Consider the following 14,854-nt stretch of genomic DNA (forward strand, 5'->3'; position numbering starts at 1 on the left):
CCGCGTGGTTGTTGTGGTCCGCAAGACTAGGACGCAAAACGCCACGGGGAAATAGTCCTTTTTGAATAGGAACGACACGATACCCGCTCTCCCAGGGAAATTACATATAAGGAACATCGAATTTTCCGATAAGCGAATAGATTGAATATATGTATTGCGGAATGTCGCCGGGCGACCGGTCGTAGGTTGTGCTGGTGGGGTTATTTACTTAAGCTTTTTAATCAGGAATAGCTGAGGCAGCAGGAGAGTGTTGTGGCGGAGATCACCCCCGAAGAGCATTACATCGTTGACGAACCCTACTACGAGGCCAGCGGCCACGAAGTGGAGGTATTCGAGGCCGCCTGGCGCAATCGCCTGCCCCTGCTGCTGAAAGGCCCTACCGGTTGTGGCAAGACCCGCTTCATGGAGTACATGGCCTGGCGTCTCAAGCGGCCGCTGATCACCGTGTCCTGTCACGACGACCTCACCGCCTCCGATCTGGTGGGCCGCTATCTGGTCAAGGGCGGTGAAACGGTGTGGGTGGACGGTCCGCTGACGCGCGCGGTACGCGCCGGCGCCATCTGCTATCTGGACGAGATCGTCGAGGCACGCAAGGACACCATGGTGGTGATCCATCCGCTGGCCGACGATCGCCGTGTGCTACCGATGGAGAAGCTCGGCACCCTGTTGCAGGCTGGCCCGGAGTTCTGCCTCGCCGTGTCCTACAACCCCGGCTATCAGAGCGTGCTCAAGGATTTGAAGCAGAGCACGCGCCAGCGCTTCGTGGCGCTGGAGTTCGGTTATCCCCCCGCCGAGTTGGAGGCGCGCATCGTTGCCAACGAGTCCGGTATCGACGCGGCGCTTGCCGTCACCCTGGTGAAGTTTGCCCACATGACCCGCAATCTCAAGGGCAATGGCCTGGAGGAGGGCGCCAGCACACGCCTTCTGGTCCATGCCGGCAAACTCATGGCCAGCCATGTGCCCCCCGTCATCGCCTGCGCCGGCGCCATCGCCCAGGCCCTGACCGACGAGCCGGAGATGCTGGCAGCGATCAACGAATTGTCGGCGTCGCTGTTTTGATGGCGTTCACCGCGGAAGAAATCACCGCCCGGCTCGACGCGTATCTGGAGACGGAGTTCACCTTCATCCGCAGCGAGGAGCTGGTGCCGGCACTGCTGGCGCTGGCGCCCGCCGAGCAGGCCTTCGTGCTGGATTGGACGCGGCGCATCGCCAGCACCAACACCGAGATCGCCCATCAGTTCGTGCGCCGTGCCGCGCAGGCGCTGGCCGGGCAGGAGCCGCGGGTGATCGAGGCCTGGGCGTTGCACGCCATGGACGTGTATGACCGTGCCGGGCTGCGCGCGGCCCTGGAGGTGATCCAGGATGTCGATCGCTTTGTGCAGCACAGCCATGTGCGCGCGGCCGGTGTGTTGTTCGACGATGTAAGCGGCGTGCTGCTGCATTTCGTCCATGGCCTGTCCGGCCGTGCGCTCAAGCTGGCACTGGGGGATTCCGCCTGGACCGACAGTGAAACCCTGTACCTGCCGGCGCTGCTGGCGCCGCTGGCCGACAACGAGGGCAACTTCCGTCTGTACAAGGCGCTGGCGGTGATGCAGTGGGCGCAGATCCACTACGGCACCTTGCGCACGGCGCTGGCGGCGGACTTCACGGTTTGGCCCGATGCCGCGCGGGCGTTGCAGGTGTTCACCGTGCTGGAAACGCTGCGCTTGCAGGCCTGCATCACGCGCGCCTTGCCGGGCCTGGGGCGTGAGTTGCAGCAACTGGAACAGGCGCTGCAGCTCGCCCCCCTGCCGCCGTCGTGGCAGGGGGTAGTGCCGTCGCTGCAGACGCCGCGGGCGCAGGCCACCGATAGCCTGTCCTTGCTGCCGCAACTGTATGATGCGCCGCTGCCGACGCCGCGCGCCGGCCAGGTGGAATTGCGGCTGGAGGCGGTGGCGACCTGCATGCAGGCGCGCATCGAGCGAGAGAAAATCCTGTTCCGTGTGCGCCTGGCACAGTTGCTGGAGGAGCAGCGGCAGAAAGCGCCAGCAGGCGAGCCCGTGCGCCCCGGCCTGCGCGAGGTGAAGGACGGCGAACAGCCGCCGGAACGGCGCATCGAGCTGACCTTGAACGAGGCACCGGTGGTGCCGCCAGAAGCCGTGACCAAGTTGATGACTTCCATCATGCTGGACCTGGGCGAGATACCAGATGAGTATCTGGTACCGGCCGGTCCCGGCGAATATGACCCCAGCCTGTTTACGGAGCGGCCGGCCGATCCGGATGCCATGTGGCAGGGCACCTACCACGAGCGCGGCGCCACCTATTACAACGAATGGGATCACGGCCGGCAGCACTACCGCAAGAACTGGTGCGTGATGCGCGAAAAGGACGTGCCCCCGGTCCATGATGGTTTCGTCGCCGATACGTTGAATCGTTACAGCGGACTGGTGGCGCACCTGCGGCGCAGCTTCGAGGCGATGCGCGATGAGGAGCGGATGCTCAAGCGCCAGGCCCATGGTGACGGCATCGATATCGACGCTCTGGTAGAGGCGCTGGCCGACGCGCGCGATGGCCGCGAGATGGATGATCGCCTGTTCACGCGCTTGCATCGGGTGGAGCGTGACATCGCGGTGGCCTTTATGGTGGACATGAGCGGTTCCACCCGTGGTTGGGTCAATGATGCCGAGCGCGAGGCCTTGCTGCTGCTGTGCGAAGCCCTGGAGACCCTGGGTGACCGTTATGCCATCTATGGCTTTTCCGGCATCACGCGCAAGCGTTGTGAGCTATACCGCATCAAGCGCTTCGAGGAGGCTTACGGCGAGGAAGTGCGCGCGCGCATCAGCGGCATCCGGCCGCAAGACTATACCCGCATGGGTTTCGCCATCCGTCACCTGACGCACCTGCTCAACACCACCGCGGCGCGCACCCGCCTGCTCATCACCCTGTCTGACGGCAAGCCCGACGACTATAGCGACTACCGCGGTGTGTACGGTATCGAGGACACGCGCCGCGCTTTGCTGGAGGCGCGCCGCAGTGGCATTCATCCCTTCTGCATCACCATCGACGAACACGGCCCGGAATATCTGCCGCACATGTATGGCGCAGTGAACTACACGGTGGTCAACGAGGTGCGCCAACTGCCGTTCAAGGTGGCGGATATCTATCGCCGGCTGACCACCTGAGCCTCGGGGGCGGGAAGGTGAGCTAATCGGCCTGGTCTTGCTGCACTTGATCGCGGCCGGACCGCTTGGCCTGATACAGCGCGGCATCGGCGCGGGCGACCAGACCATCGGCGTCTTCATCACGACGTAGTTGCGCCACACCGAGACTGGCGGTGATCGCGATGGTCTTGCTGTTGTAGCTGAACGGTTTGGCCCGGATGGACTGGCGAATATTTTCGGCACAGGTCACGGCGCGCTCGATGGAGCAATCGTCGAGCAGGATCATGAACTCTTCCCCGCCCCAACGACAGATGGTGTCGCTGTCGCGCACCTGCTGGCGCAGGATGGAGACGATGCGTTGCAAGACGATGTCGCCGGCAAGATGACCGTAGGTGTCGTTGACTTCCTTGAAGTGATCGATGTCGAGCAGAATCACGCAGGCCGGCCGCGGCTTGCGCTTGATATCCCTGCTGATGTGCTCGAACACGATGTCAAAGACCTGCCGGTTGGCGGCACCGGTCAGCTTGTCCGTGGTGGCCATGTCCTCCAGGCGACGCTGATATCCCTTGATGGTGAGATAGGCGGCCAACAGCACCAGGGCGGTGATGGCGAGCGAGACCACGATATTGATGAATAAAGTGGTCTGGATGGGGGTGGCCTCAGATGCGGCATCCTGCTCAACCAGCAGATACCAGCCGAACTCCGGCACCAGGCGGCTGTTGACGAAAACCGTGTCGCCATCACTGCGCTGATAGCTGACCGAAGCACTGGGCGAAGTCAGGATGTGCACGGCGCGCTGCGCCAGGCCGGGAATCTGATGAATGCTGTTGCCGGAGAAACCGCTGCCGTGCAGGGTGACATGACCCTCGCGGTCGATGAAATAGATGGTGCGGCCATAGCGCCGTTGATAGCTCTCAATCATACGCGCCACGGAGCCGACCGAAAGGCCGACGCCGGTGACGCCGAGAAGATTGCCCTGCTGATCCAGCACGCGGTAATTGATGAATATGCTCATGCGTGTCTTGTCGGCGGTATCGAGGTCGACATTGATTTCGTACGGGACCTTGAGCTGGCGCACACGGAAGTACCAACTGTCGGCCGGGTCGTCGGCGGCGACAGTCTTGAGTATGCCGTCGGGGTGATAGTAGCGATGGGTCTTGTCGGAGACGAAGAAGGCGGTAACGGTCTGGTATTTCTGCTGAATCTCGCCGAGATATTTACGGATGCGGACAGGATCGTCTTCGCCGTGGCTCACCCAATCGCGCACGAAGGTATCGCTGGCCATCAGCGAGGAGATCAGAATGGGGGTGAGCAGGTCGCGCTGGATTTCCGAATAGATGTTGTCGCTGGTGAGGGGCAGTGCCTCCTCGGTGATCTGGCGCGAGAGGGTATCGCGGGCGACGAAGTAGCTGATGAAGGTGGTGGCGAGAAAACCCGACGCCAGCAGGATCGTCAGGATGACCACATAGTAGAGCTTGTTGTCTTTCATTGGGGACTAGGGGTTGCGCGGTTGGCAATGAAGGCGGAGTTTACCATGCGCCAACGCCGTGCGCTGTCGCCGCCGGCGGGGTTATGGCGCGCTGAATTGGCGCTGGAACCGCTCGAAATCCGCTGCGGCGAGCGGCTTGGCATAGTGGTAACCCTGCACCTTGCTGCAGCCCACGCGGATAAGGAACTCTTCCTGCTCCCTGTTCTCGACGCCTTCGGCGACCGTCTCCATGCCGAGATTGCGCGCCATGCCGATGATGGCCTCGGCGATGGCGCAATCATTGGTGTCGCCCGGGATGTCGCGCACGAAGGAGCGGTCGATCTTCAGGTCGTCGATGGGAAGCTGCTTGAGGTAGGCGAGCGAGGAGTAGCCGGTACCGAAGTCGTCGATGGCGATGCGCACTCCATGGTCGCGCAGGCGTTCGAGGACGTGGCGGCAGGAGTTGATATCGCGCAACAGCACGTTCTCCGTCAATTCGACCTGCAGGTGCCTGCCATCGACCTCATGCAGGCGCAGCAGTTCGAACAGCATGTCGGCGAAGCCGGGGTGGAACAGCTGCATGCCTGAGGCGTTGATGGAGATGTAGTCCGGTGCAATCCCCTGGATGCGCCAGCGCACGAACTGGGTGACGGCCTCATGGGCGACCCAGGCGCCCAGTGGCAGGATCAGCTTGGTTTCTTCCGCCAGCGGGATGAACTGGTCGGGCGGAATCATGCCGCGCTCGGTATGCGGCCAGCGCGCCAGGGCCTCGACGGCGATGATGCGCTGCTGTTGCAGATCGATGATGGGTTGGTAGTGCAGTGCCAGTTGGCTGTCGCGCACGGCCAAGCGCAGGGCGTTTTCCAGGGTCAGTTTTTCATCGGCGGCTTCCGACAGGTCCTGGCTGAACTTGCGGTAGCCGTCGCGGCCGCCGTCCTTGACGCGGTACATGGCGGTGTCGGCGTTCTTCAGCAGCGTCACCGCGTCGGTGCCATCTTCCGGGTACAGGGTGATGCCTATGCTGCAACCGACGTGCAACTCGCTGTCGTGTAACACGAAGGGCTGGCGCATGGCGGTGACGATCTTGTGGGCCAGGGTGGTGGCCTCACCGGGGATGTGGAGCCGCTCCAGCAATACCACAAATTCATCGCCACCCAGGCGGGCAATGGTGTCGGCCTTGCGTACCAGGCTGCGCAGGCGTTTGGCGACCTCGATGAGCAGACGGTCGCCGAACTGGTGGCCGAGACTGTCGTTGATGGTCTTGAAGCGGTCCAGGTCGATGAATAACAGACCGAAGATATCGTGGTCGCGCGCGGCCCGCTCGATGGCGTGCTCCAGCCGCGCGGTAAACAGCAGGCGGTTGGGCAGTTCGGTAAGCGGGTCGTGATGGGCAAGGAAGTCGAGCCGGGTCTGGGTTTCCTTCAGCGAGGTGATATCGGTGACGATGGTGATGTAGTGGCTGAGCTGGTCCTGGGCGTCGTATACCGCGTTGATGGTCAGCAGCAGCGGAATGATGCGGCCGTCCTTGGCGCGATCGAGGATTTCGCCCTGCCAGGAGCCCTTGCTCTCCAGCGCCTGGCGCATCGCTGCGTAGAACGCATCCTCGTGCCGGCCGGACTGGAGGATCTTCGGGGTGTTGCCGAGCAACTCGTCGGCACGGTAGCCGGTGATGCGGCAGAAGGCGTCGTTGACCTCGAGGTAGCGCGCGTTGCCGTCGGTGATGGCGATACCCTCGGTGGTGTTGGCAAACACCTTGGCGTAGAGCTGCAGGCTGGCCTCGGTGGTCTTCTGCCGGGTGATGTCGAAGCAGATGAAGACCTTCTTTACCCGCTGCCGCTGCTCGTCATGGATGTCCGAGGCGACGATCTGCAGATGCCGGCCGTTGAAATAAAACTCCTGTTCCGGCATTGCACCGCTGGCCATGCCGGCCTGCATGCGGTTGCTGCAGACGCATACGGCGGCGAGGGGCTGGCCGATGAGTTCGGCGAAGTCGCGCCCCTGGAACATCCATTCCCGCGCCTGACGGTTGCAGTCATCGATGGTGCCGTCGTCATTCAAGACGATCACCGCGGCATCCATGGAGTCGAAGATGGCGCGGATCTCCCGCTTCGCCACATCGAGTTCCTGGTTGGTGTCTTTGAGGTGGGCCAGTACCTGGCCGAAGGACTCGGCGACGATGCCGATGGGGTCCAGGTCGATGAGGGTCTTGTCGTCCAGCTCCTCCGGGCGCAGTGGCAGGGTGCCGATCAGTTGCAGCATCTGATCGACCTTGGCGCGGATATAGCCGATGGTCTTGAGGTATTCCGCCTGGTAATCCACGTCGTCTTCCTGTTCGGCCTCAGCGCTTGGCGCACACGCGGATGCGGTAGCCCGCATCCACCCGGGTGACTTCCGCGGCATAGCCCATCTTGCCCACCGCATCGGGAATCGTCGTCGTGGCCTGGCGGTCGTCGGTGGTGACCACGATCTCGGTCTGCCCGGCACGCACGGCGGCGGCATGCTGGTTGAGTTCCTTCAGCGTCAGCAGCAGGCAGGAGGGGCAGATCTGCCCGCTGATATCGAGGTGGATGCTGTTTACCGGATCCATGGCGTTCCCCTAACGCACGACGAAACGGACGAGTAGTTTGCTGCCGATCCAGGCACCGGGCAGGATGCCGAGCAGGAACAGCAGGCTTTGCACCGCGAGGATCGGCACACCGCCCCACAGGTGCCAGATGTTGCAGCCGGGTACCATGCGCGCGGCCGCACCGAGCAGCAGGCCGCCGAGCAGGGCGGAGGCGTAATGGCGCGGCGGAATGCGCCAGTGCAGGCGCCACTCGCGTACCAACAGGGCCGACACCGCCGCGCCGAGGAGGATGCCGACGATGAGCGGATACTGGATGGCGGCGATGGCGTCCAGTTGCGGACCGGCGCCGCCGCGTACCGCGACGTCGGCGAAGGGCGGGGTGTAGTCGAGGCCCTGGGCCTGGAAGTACGCCAGACCGGCCACATGCTCGGGCCAGAACAGCGATTGCACCGTGGCGCCCAGCTTGGCGTAGGAGGTGGTGATGCCCAGCGGCATGCCGATGAGCAGCCAGGAAACAAAACCTACCGCGCTGAGGAGCAGGGCCGTCTGCCAGGGCGGGATGTGGCCGGCGGCATAGCCGGGCCGGGTGAGCAGGCCACGGCGCTGGCAGCGGTACAGATAGAGGGCGCCGAGGGCTGCCAGCGGCAGGATCAGCGCCGCCGGCGCGACATTCAGCCACTGCGGCAGGGTGATGGCGGGGCTGACGCGGGTGGCTTGGGCGAAGGCGCTCCACCACGGATGCCATTCGGCATACAAGGCCGAACCGGCCAGCAGGCCGAGGAAGGCGACGGCGGCCACCACGCTGCCGGCGCCGAGCTTGTACAACGTGCCGACCACGCAGCCGCCTGCCAGCACCATGCCGATGCCGAACAGCAGCCCGCCGATGAGGGTGGCCAGCGAGCCGGGGCCGAGCAGGGGGAAGGGATAGGGCCCGAGCAGGCCGCCGGCGCGGCCCAGCTCAAAGGCCAGCATGCTCACCACCACCAGCAACACCAGCATGCGCAGCAGGAAGAAGTCGCGCAGCAGGAACAGGTCGCGGAACATGGCAGTGACGCAGAAGTCGGAGCGATGCATGGCAAAACCGGCAACCAGGCCGGCCATGGCGGAGGTGAGTGCAATCAGCAGGAAGGGAGATTCGCCCATCGGCTTATAGTTATGTGGTGGCTGACGGGGGACTGTAATACGCGGTTACTGCGCCGGGCAAGTGCAGGAGGCGGATGTTTATCTATGTAGGTAGGGCGGGCTGTGGCCCGCCATCCCTTCGGCCTCGCGGCAGGTTGGCTGAAGCCGGCCCAACGACGTACATTTTGTGCGGTCAATAAAACAGCCTCCGGTAGTCATACGACCACCGGAGGCTGCGGCAGCGGATGTGGGTATGACTACGCTGCGTACTTCTCCTTCGCCTCCTGGGCCTGGCGGGCGGCCTCCGCATCATAGGCAGCGCCGGACCACAGCATTTCGTAGGCGATCTCCTCGTTGCCGTTCTCGCACAGCTCCAGCACCTCCTTGAACAGTGGCTGGAAGGTGGGCGACTTGTGCGACTCCTCATGCTCGGCAAAGGAACGCCAGAAGGTGATGATCAGCGCCTCTTTGCCCTTGAGCGGGCTTGCCACCGCCTGGCCGATGGTGGAGCCTTCGTTGGAGACGGCGCCGCTGTTGAGGGCGACGAAGCCGCCGACGAAGCCGGTGGTGGAGTGATAGGTCTTCACGTTTTCACACAGCAGGGCGACACGTTCCTGCAAGTCGTCGACGGAATACCCGGGCTTGAGGATCACGCGATTGATGGTGACCACGCCATCGTGGGGGAAATTGTTAATCAGGCTACCGGCCATGATGCACCTCCTATCAGGAACAATGGGTTGTAGGCACTTAATAACCTACTTAAATGCTAATATATATGCCTGATAAAAATAATCAAGTAATGGATAGAAAATACTTGGTGCAAATGGAAATTGACTTCAATCAATGGGTTTTCTTGAAAACCCACGCAGGATGATGCATCCGTGGTGCATGGCGGGGGCTACAAAAGCTTGCCCCGATGGCATTAGGGAAGCTCTGAATAAGTTCAGAGCTTCCGCGGCACAGGGATGTGCCGCCATTTTTCAACGACGATAAGTCGTTGGAAAATGAAGCGAATCGAAAATCACATTTTTCGATTCGCGTGGGCTGAGAAGTCCAGGATGGACTTATTCAGACCCTCCTTAGGTCATGCGAACCGGATATCGTTTTGGTGGACCTACTACTCCTGCATAAAGGGGGAAGCAAGCATCATGGCTATCGTGCGGACGCTGTTCGTGCTCGTGCTTTGTCTGTGGGGCGGCGCAGTGGCGGCCGAGCCCAGGGAACAGGTGGAGGTCGGCTTTCCCAAACCGGGGACGCGGCTGGTGTTCGACAAGACCACCGGCGGAGAGCGCGAGCGGCTGGCCTGGACGGTGGTGGATGAGACGGCGTACCGCGAGCGCCTGGTGGTGCGTCTGATCAGCAACGCCGGTTTCGAGTTCTATGACCGCGAGACCAGGAGCTGGATGGCCACCATGCTGCACGGCAAGATGCAGGAGGTGTTTCCCCACAACGGCCAGCTGTCCTCGCCGCTGTGGGTGGGCAAGTCCTGGCCGGCGAGCTTTCTCTATACCCGCCGCGACGGCAGCCAGGCGGAGCAGAAGCGCACCTGGACCGTCGAGGCGCGCGAGACCATCGAGGTGCCGGCCGGCCGTTTCGACACCTTCCGCATCCGCTCCAGCGGCGACAACCTGACCATCACCCTGTGGTACGCGCCGCAGCTGAAGTTCTTCGTCCGGCGCGTGACCGAGGGGATGGTGCAGGTGGAGCAGGTATTGGTGGAGTATCGCCTGCCGTAATGCCCGTGGTGAGGCGTGTCCCCTTCGGGGCGGCATTCAGGGCCGAGCGAGCCAGGCCTCGGTCAGGGCGTGTGCTGCTGCGGTGATTTCATCTGCTGTGCTGGCCAGTCCCAGCGACAGCCGCACCGCACCCCGGGCGCGTGCGGCGTCCATCCCCATGGCCGCCAGCACGCCGCTGACCGTATCCCCTTCCGCATGGCAGGCCGAGCCCACCGAGGCGGCGAGCTGCGGCGTGCGGGCCAGCAGGTCGCGGCCGCTGACGCGGGGGAAGGAAATATTCAGCGTGTTGGGCAGGCGCTGTTCCGGATGGCCGTTGAGCTGCAGGCCGGGGATGGTGGTTTTCAATTGCGCATGCAGTGCGTCGCGCAGGCGGCGTAGTTGTTCCGCCGCTTGCGGCAGGCGTGTGCGGGCCATGCGTGCCGCTGCGCCGAGGGCCACGATATGCGGCACGTTTTCCGTGCCGGGACGCAGGCCGTGCTCCTGCCCGGCGCCGACTAGCACCGGAGCGAGGGGAGTGCCGCGGCGCACATACAATGCACCGACACCTTTGGGTGCATAGCACTTGTGGCCGGCAAGGGTGAGCAGGTCGACACCCAGTTCATCAACATCCACTGTTACCTTGCCGATGGATTGCGCCGCGTCGGTGTGGAACAGCGCACCGGCGGCGTGTGCCAGACGCGAGAGTTCGGCGATGGGCTGCAGCGTGCCCACTTCATTGTTGGCGTGCATCACCGACACCAGCACGGTGTCGGCACGCAACGCCGCGGCCAGTTGCTGCGGCGCCACGCGCCCGTATGTGTCCACCGGCAGCACAGCCACCTCCCAGCCCTCGGCGCGCAGGCGCTCGGCCGGGGCCTGCACCGACGGATGTTCCACTGCCGAGATGATCAGGTGGCGCCCCTGGTGGCGCAGCGCGCGCGCCACGCCGCGCAGGGCCAGGTTGTTGGCCTCGGTTGCGCAGCCGGCAAACACGATCTCATCGCTTTGCGCATTGAGCAGTGCGGCGACTTGGCTGCGCGCCTGTGCCACCGCTTCCGCCGCGCGGTGGCCGTAGGGATGCGACGAGGAGGGGTTGCCGAAATGCTCGCGTAGGAACGGTACCATGGCGTCGAAGACCTCCGGTGCCATGGGGGTGGTGGCGTTGTAGTCGAGGTAGATGGGGGCGATCATGCTTAGTGTGGTCCGCATAGCCGGTGACGGTTCAGCTTAACGCCTGCCGCAGATCGGTGAGCAGGTCCTCCACATCCTCCAGCCCGATGGACAGGCGCAGCATGGCGCCGCTGATGCCGCGGCGCGCGCGCTCATGTGCGGTGAGGCCGTGGTGGGTGGTGGTGACCGGCTGGGTTATCAGGCTCTCGACGCCGCCTAGACTCGGCGCGATGGCGAACAGCTTCAGGCGATCCGCCACAGCGCTGGCGGCGGCCGTATCGCCGTCGATCTCGATGGTGAGCATGCCGCCGTAACCGTTCATCTGCCCGGCGGCCACGGCGTGGCCGGGATGGCTAGGCAGGCCGGGGTAGAGCACGCGTTTCACCCGCGGGTGACTCACCATCGCTTCGGCGATGTGTTGCGCGCTCGTATTCTGCTGGCGCACGCGCACGGTGAGGCTGCGGATGCTGCGCGCCAGCTGGTTGCACACCTCCGGCGCCGGTGTGGTGCCGAGGTTCTTGCGCCAGTTGAACACCGGGCCGATCAGTTCCGCACGGCTCATCAATGCGCCGGCGGTGAGGTCGCTGTGGCCACCGAGATATTTGGTGGCGCTGTGCACGACGAAGTCGGCGCCGAGCGCCAGCGGTTGCTGGTTCACCGGTGAGGCAAAGGTGTTGTCCACTGCGAGCAGCGCGCTGTGGGCATGGGCCTTTTGCGCCAGCACGCGCAGGTCGAAGATCTCCAGCAGCGGATTGGTGGGCGTTTCCAGGAACACCAGACCGTAGCCGTCGGCGAGCAGGCCATCGAGCCGTTCCAGTTCATGACCGAGCAACAATGCTGTCCGGATCCCCAGTTGTGGCAACTGCTCGGCGAGCAGTTCCAGTGTGCCGCCGTAGGCATCGCCGATGCAGACGATGCCGCGGTGGCCGTGGGCCAGAAACAGCGCGGATTCGGCGCCCATGCCGGAGCTGAAGGCCAGTGCTGTTTCCGCCCCTTCCAGGCTGGCGAGTTTCGCTTCCAGACTCTGGATGGTGGGGTTGAAGCCGTAGCGGGTATACAGGCTGCCCGGCTTGCGTCCGTCCACCACGTCGAGCAGGTCGGCGGTGGAGGGGAATTTGAAGGTGGTCGTGGTGTACAGAGGCGTGTGCGGACTGCCATGGACATCGGGCAACTCGCCAGCGTGCACGCAACGGGTGGAAAGTCCAGGGTTGTCGTCGTCCATCAACTTCACTCCTGCAGCATCGATCCAGGGCACGCACCGCGCACCTTGCGGTTTGTTCAGTGCCACTCCTGCATACAGCGTTCGAGCACCTCGTCCAGGATCGCCTCCAGCCGCGGCGCGTCGGGGTGGAGCTCACCCAGCACGCGGCCGAGATCCTGCGGTGAGATGATAACGCCGTCGGCCGGGGTCACCGGCCGGCCGTTGATGAGTATGGCAGGGGCGTGCAGTTCCGGTTGTTGCGGCAGCCGGCCGAAAAGTTCGTCGCAGCGCGCGGAGGCATGTTCGGCGAGCGCGGCGGCGTAGGCCTGGTAGAGGCGGCAACGGCCACCGGGCGGGGCGTTGAGCAGCAGGGTGATTTCCATGGCGGACCTCACAGGACGTTGTTGAGCAGGATGTAGCTGGCCACCAGCATCAGGAATACGGCGAAGCCTTTTTTCAGCGCCTCGCCCGAAACGCGGCTGGCAAAATGGGTACCGGCGAAGCTGCCGGCGATGGCCACGGCGGTGAACACCGCCATCAGGCCGTAGTCGATGGGCACTGCCCCGGCATAGCCGGCGAAGCCGGCGTAGGACTTCACGGCCACGATGGCCAGCGAGGTGCCGACGGCTTGCTTCATGGACAGGCCGGACAGCAGCACCAGCGCCGGGACGATCAAAAAACCGCGCACCACTCCCACCAGCCCCGTCAGCACGCCCACCAGGATGCCGTGCAGGGCGACGTGGCTCAGACAGCGGGTCGAGGAACACCCCTCGTTAACTTTGGCCACCGCCGCACCTACCGAACGGTGCGGTCGTGCTGGCGTGAGCATCTTCCAGGCGGCGGCGTACATCACCAGGGCGAACAGGGTGAGCTGGATGATAACCGGGGTAATCACCCCGAGACGGGCGCCGGCGTAGGTGCCGAAGATGCCGAACAGCCCGAATACCGCCGTCACCGTCAGGTTCACGTTGCCGTTGCGCCAGTGCTGCAGGGCCGTGATGGTGGCGGTCACCGCCACGATTCCCATACTCATGGCGATGGCCGACTTGGGTTCCACCTGGAGCAAATAGAGCAGGGCCGGGGTGGTGATGATGGACCCGCCGCTGCCGAAGATGCCTAGCACGATGCCGGTGGCAAGACCAGCCAGGATGGCACTGAGAGTCATGATGCGCGCTCCAGTAAATGGATGTGCAATATATTCAATAGATCAATTGAATATTAGTCAAGGGGTTTCGGGTGGGATGGGATCCATAGCGGTTGCTTGGCATATGGTGATGTTGATCGCGCTGAACAGGTTGAGCTGCAGCGTGGGTCAGAGGGGGCGGGCGTATGCGCCGGTTGCGCTGTCCCAGCGGGCGCCGACGCAGCACCGGGCTTAATGGGCGCGCAGTCTCAATACTGGCGCCAGCAGTTGCGGATCGTCCCACTCGCGCCCGCCGATGGCGCGGTAGGCGATGCGGCCTTGGGCGTCGACCACGAAGGTGGCGGGCAGGCCGCGGACTGGCCACTGGCCGAGCACGGCGCTGTCTAGGTCGAGCAGCAGAGGGAAGTCCACCGGGTAGTTGGCGGTGAACTGGAAAACGGTATCGGCGCTCTCGCCGACGTTGACCGCCAACATCATCACGCCCTCCACCTGCAACTGTTCCCAGGCGCGCTGCATGGAGGGCATCTCCTCGCGGCAGGGTGGGCACCAAGTGGCCCAGAAGTTGACGATCACCGGCTGGCCGCGTAGTTCGGACAGGCGCCAGGTCTTGCCATCCACATCCTGCAGGGCGAAGTCGGGTGCCGACGGGAGGTCGGGTACCGGGGTCAGGGTCTGTGGCAACTTATCGGCGGCGGAGGCGGACAGCGGCAGCAGCAGGATGGCGAGCAACAGCCAGGGACGCAACAGGTAGGGGCTATTCATCAGGAAATACTCCAGTCGTCGATTGTTGTAGATGTGTTTCTGGCGCGATAGGTCAGCGGCTAGTCCGTGTGACCCATCGCGGCAGGGCCCCTACGCGAGGCAGCGTGTTCATTGATCGGTGGCACACTGCATGGCGGGGAAGCGTTGGCGTTTTTCCTGTGCGCCACTGCGCCATACCACCTCTAGGTCGAAGCGGCTGCCGGGCGGCAGGCCGAGGGTGATCATGCCCATGTTCCAGTCGCCCGGTGCGAAGTGTTGTTCGGTGGGGAACAGTGCCCAGCGGAAGGCGATGCGCGCCGGCTGGCTGACGCCCAGATGTTCCCATTGCTCCTGCCACTCCGCCTCCAGCTTGAGCGGCTGCGCGCTGCCACCGGCGGGGGTGACGCGCCACTCGGTCAGGTTCAGTGTCAGGGGGGCGGCGGCCTCCGCGCCGTTGCGGATGATGGCCTGGAATACGCAGTCCGCCGCCAGCGGTTCGGCCTGTTCCGGCAGGAAACCGCGGCCCTGGAAAAAGGCGCGCGTCTGGTCCGGCAGGCGCTGATTAAAGGTGAAGGACGCGCCATACC

General features: G+C 63.9%; 14 protein-coding genes. 3 read left to right on the plus strand and 11 right to left on the minus strand.

Annotation, left to right across the window (positions count from 1 at the left end):
• Positions 1-252 precede the first annotated feature (252 nt).
• Positions 253-1,059 (plus strand): CbbQ/NirQ/NorQ/GpvN family protein, encoded by an 807-nt coding sequence (locus ACMV8A_RS14415; protein ID WP_495326577.1) that lies wholly within the window; start codon positions 253-255, stop codon positions 1,057-1,059.
• Complete coding sequence (locus ACMV8A_RS14420; RefSeq protein WP_495326578.1) at positions 1,059-3,161, plus strand: nitric oxide reductase activation protein NorD; 2,103 nt, start codon at positions 1,059-1,061, stop codon at positions 3,159-3,161. The genes ACMV8A_RS14415 and ACMV8A_RS14420 overlap by 1 nt, the downstream gene beginning before the upstream one ends.
• A 22-nt stretch (positions 3,162-3,183) precedes the next feature.
• On the opposite strand, the gene ACMV8A_RS14425 is transcribed toward ACMV8A_RS14420, so the two are convergent.
• From ACMV8A_RS14425 to ACMV8A_RS14445, 5 genes are all read right to left on the minus strand, one after another.
• A complete protein-coding gene (locus tag ACMV8A_RS14425) occupies positions 3,184-4,629 on the minus strand; it encodes a sensor domain-containing diguanylate cyclase (RefSeq protein ID WP_495326579.1) in 1,446 nt (481 codons plus the stop codon).
• Between the two features lie 81 nt (positions 4,630-4,710).
• Positions 4,711-6,927 carry a putative bifunctional diguanylate cyclase/phosphodiesterase gene (locus tag ACMV8A_RS14430; RefSeq protein WP_495326580.1) on the minus strand — a complete coding sequence of 739 codons (2,217 nt, stop codon included), beginning with the start codon at positions 6,925-6,927 and terminating at the stop codon, positions 4,711-4,713.
• Positions 6,928-6,946: 19 nt separating this feature from the next.
• On the minus strand, positions 6,947-7,195 hold the full coding sequence (locus ACMV8A_RS14435; protein WP_495326581.1) for a sulfurtransferase TusA family protein: 249 nt from the start codon (positions 7,193-7,195) through the stop codon (positions 6,947-6,949).
• Between the two features lie 9 nt (positions 7,196-7,204).
• Positions 7,205-8,317, minus strand: a complete 1,113-nt coding sequence (locus ACMV8A_RS14440) for a YeeE/YedE thiosulfate transporter family protein (RefSeq protein WP_495326582.1) — start codon at positions 8,315-8,317, stop codon at positions 7,205-7,207.
• 236 nt (positions 8,318-8,553) lie between these two features.
• Positions 8,554-9,006, minus strand: a complete 453-nt coding sequence (locus ACMV8A_RS14445) for a ligand-binding protein SH3 (protein ID WP_495326583.1) — start codon at positions 9,004-9,006, stop codon at positions 8,554-8,556.
• 438 nt (positions 9,007-9,444) lie between these two features.
• Here ACMV8A_RS14445 and ACMV8A_RS14450 point away from each other — a divergent pair, with 438 nt between their 5' ends.
• Positions 9,445-10,032: a hypothetical protein gene (locus ACMV8A_RS14450; protein WP_495326584.1), complete on the plus strand. Its 588-nt coding sequence runs from the start codon at positions 9,445-9,447 to the stop codon at positions 10,030-10,032.
• Between the two features lie 36 nt (positions 10,033-10,068).
• On the opposite strand, the gene ACMV8A_RS14455 is transcribed toward ACMV8A_RS14450, so the two are convergent.
• The 6 genes from ACMV8A_RS14455 to ACMV8A_RS14480 all read right to left on the minus strand — a co-directional run.
• Complete coding sequence (locus ACMV8A_RS14455; RefSeq protein WP_495326585.1) at positions 10,069-11,202, minus strand: cysteine desulfurase family protein; 1,134 nt, start codon at positions 11,200-11,202, stop codon at positions 10,069-10,071.
• Positions 11,203-11,233: 31 nt separating this feature from the next.
• The gene (locus tag ACMV8A_RS14460; RefSeq protein WP_495326586.1) at positions 11,234-12,403 is read right to left on the minus strand and encodes a trans-sulfuration enzyme family protein; all 1,170 of its coding nucleotides are present in this window, start codon (positions 12,401-12,403) and stop codon (positions 11,234-11,236) included.
• A gap of 56 nt (positions 12,404-12,459) precedes the next feature.
• Positions 12,460-12,765: a hypothetical protein gene (locus ACMV8A_RS14465; RefSeq protein ID WP_495326587.1), complete on the minus strand. Its 306-nt coding sequence runs from the start codon at positions 12,763-12,765 to the stop codon at positions 12,460-12,462.
• Positions 12,766-12,773: 8 nt separating this feature from the next.
• Positions 12,774-13,547: a sulfite exporter TauE/SafE family protein gene (locus ACMV8A_RS14470; protein WP_495326588.1), complete on the minus strand. Its 774-nt coding sequence runs from the start codon at positions 13,545-13,547 to the stop codon at positions 12,774-12,776.
• 210 nt (positions 13,548-13,757) lie between these two features.
• A complete protein-coding gene (locus ACMV8A_RS14475; RefSeq protein ID WP_495326589.1) occupies positions 13,758-14,288 on the minus strand; it encodes a peroxiredoxin family protein in 531 nt (176 codons plus the stop codon).
• Positions 14,289-14,396: 108 nt separating this feature from the next.
• The coding region (locus ACMV8A_RS14480; protein ID WP_495326590.1) for a hypothetical protein at positions 14,397-14,854 on the minus strand (458 nt) is incomplete at its 5' end.

The sequence above is a fragment of the Sulfurivermis sp. genome, assembly GCF_059410345.1.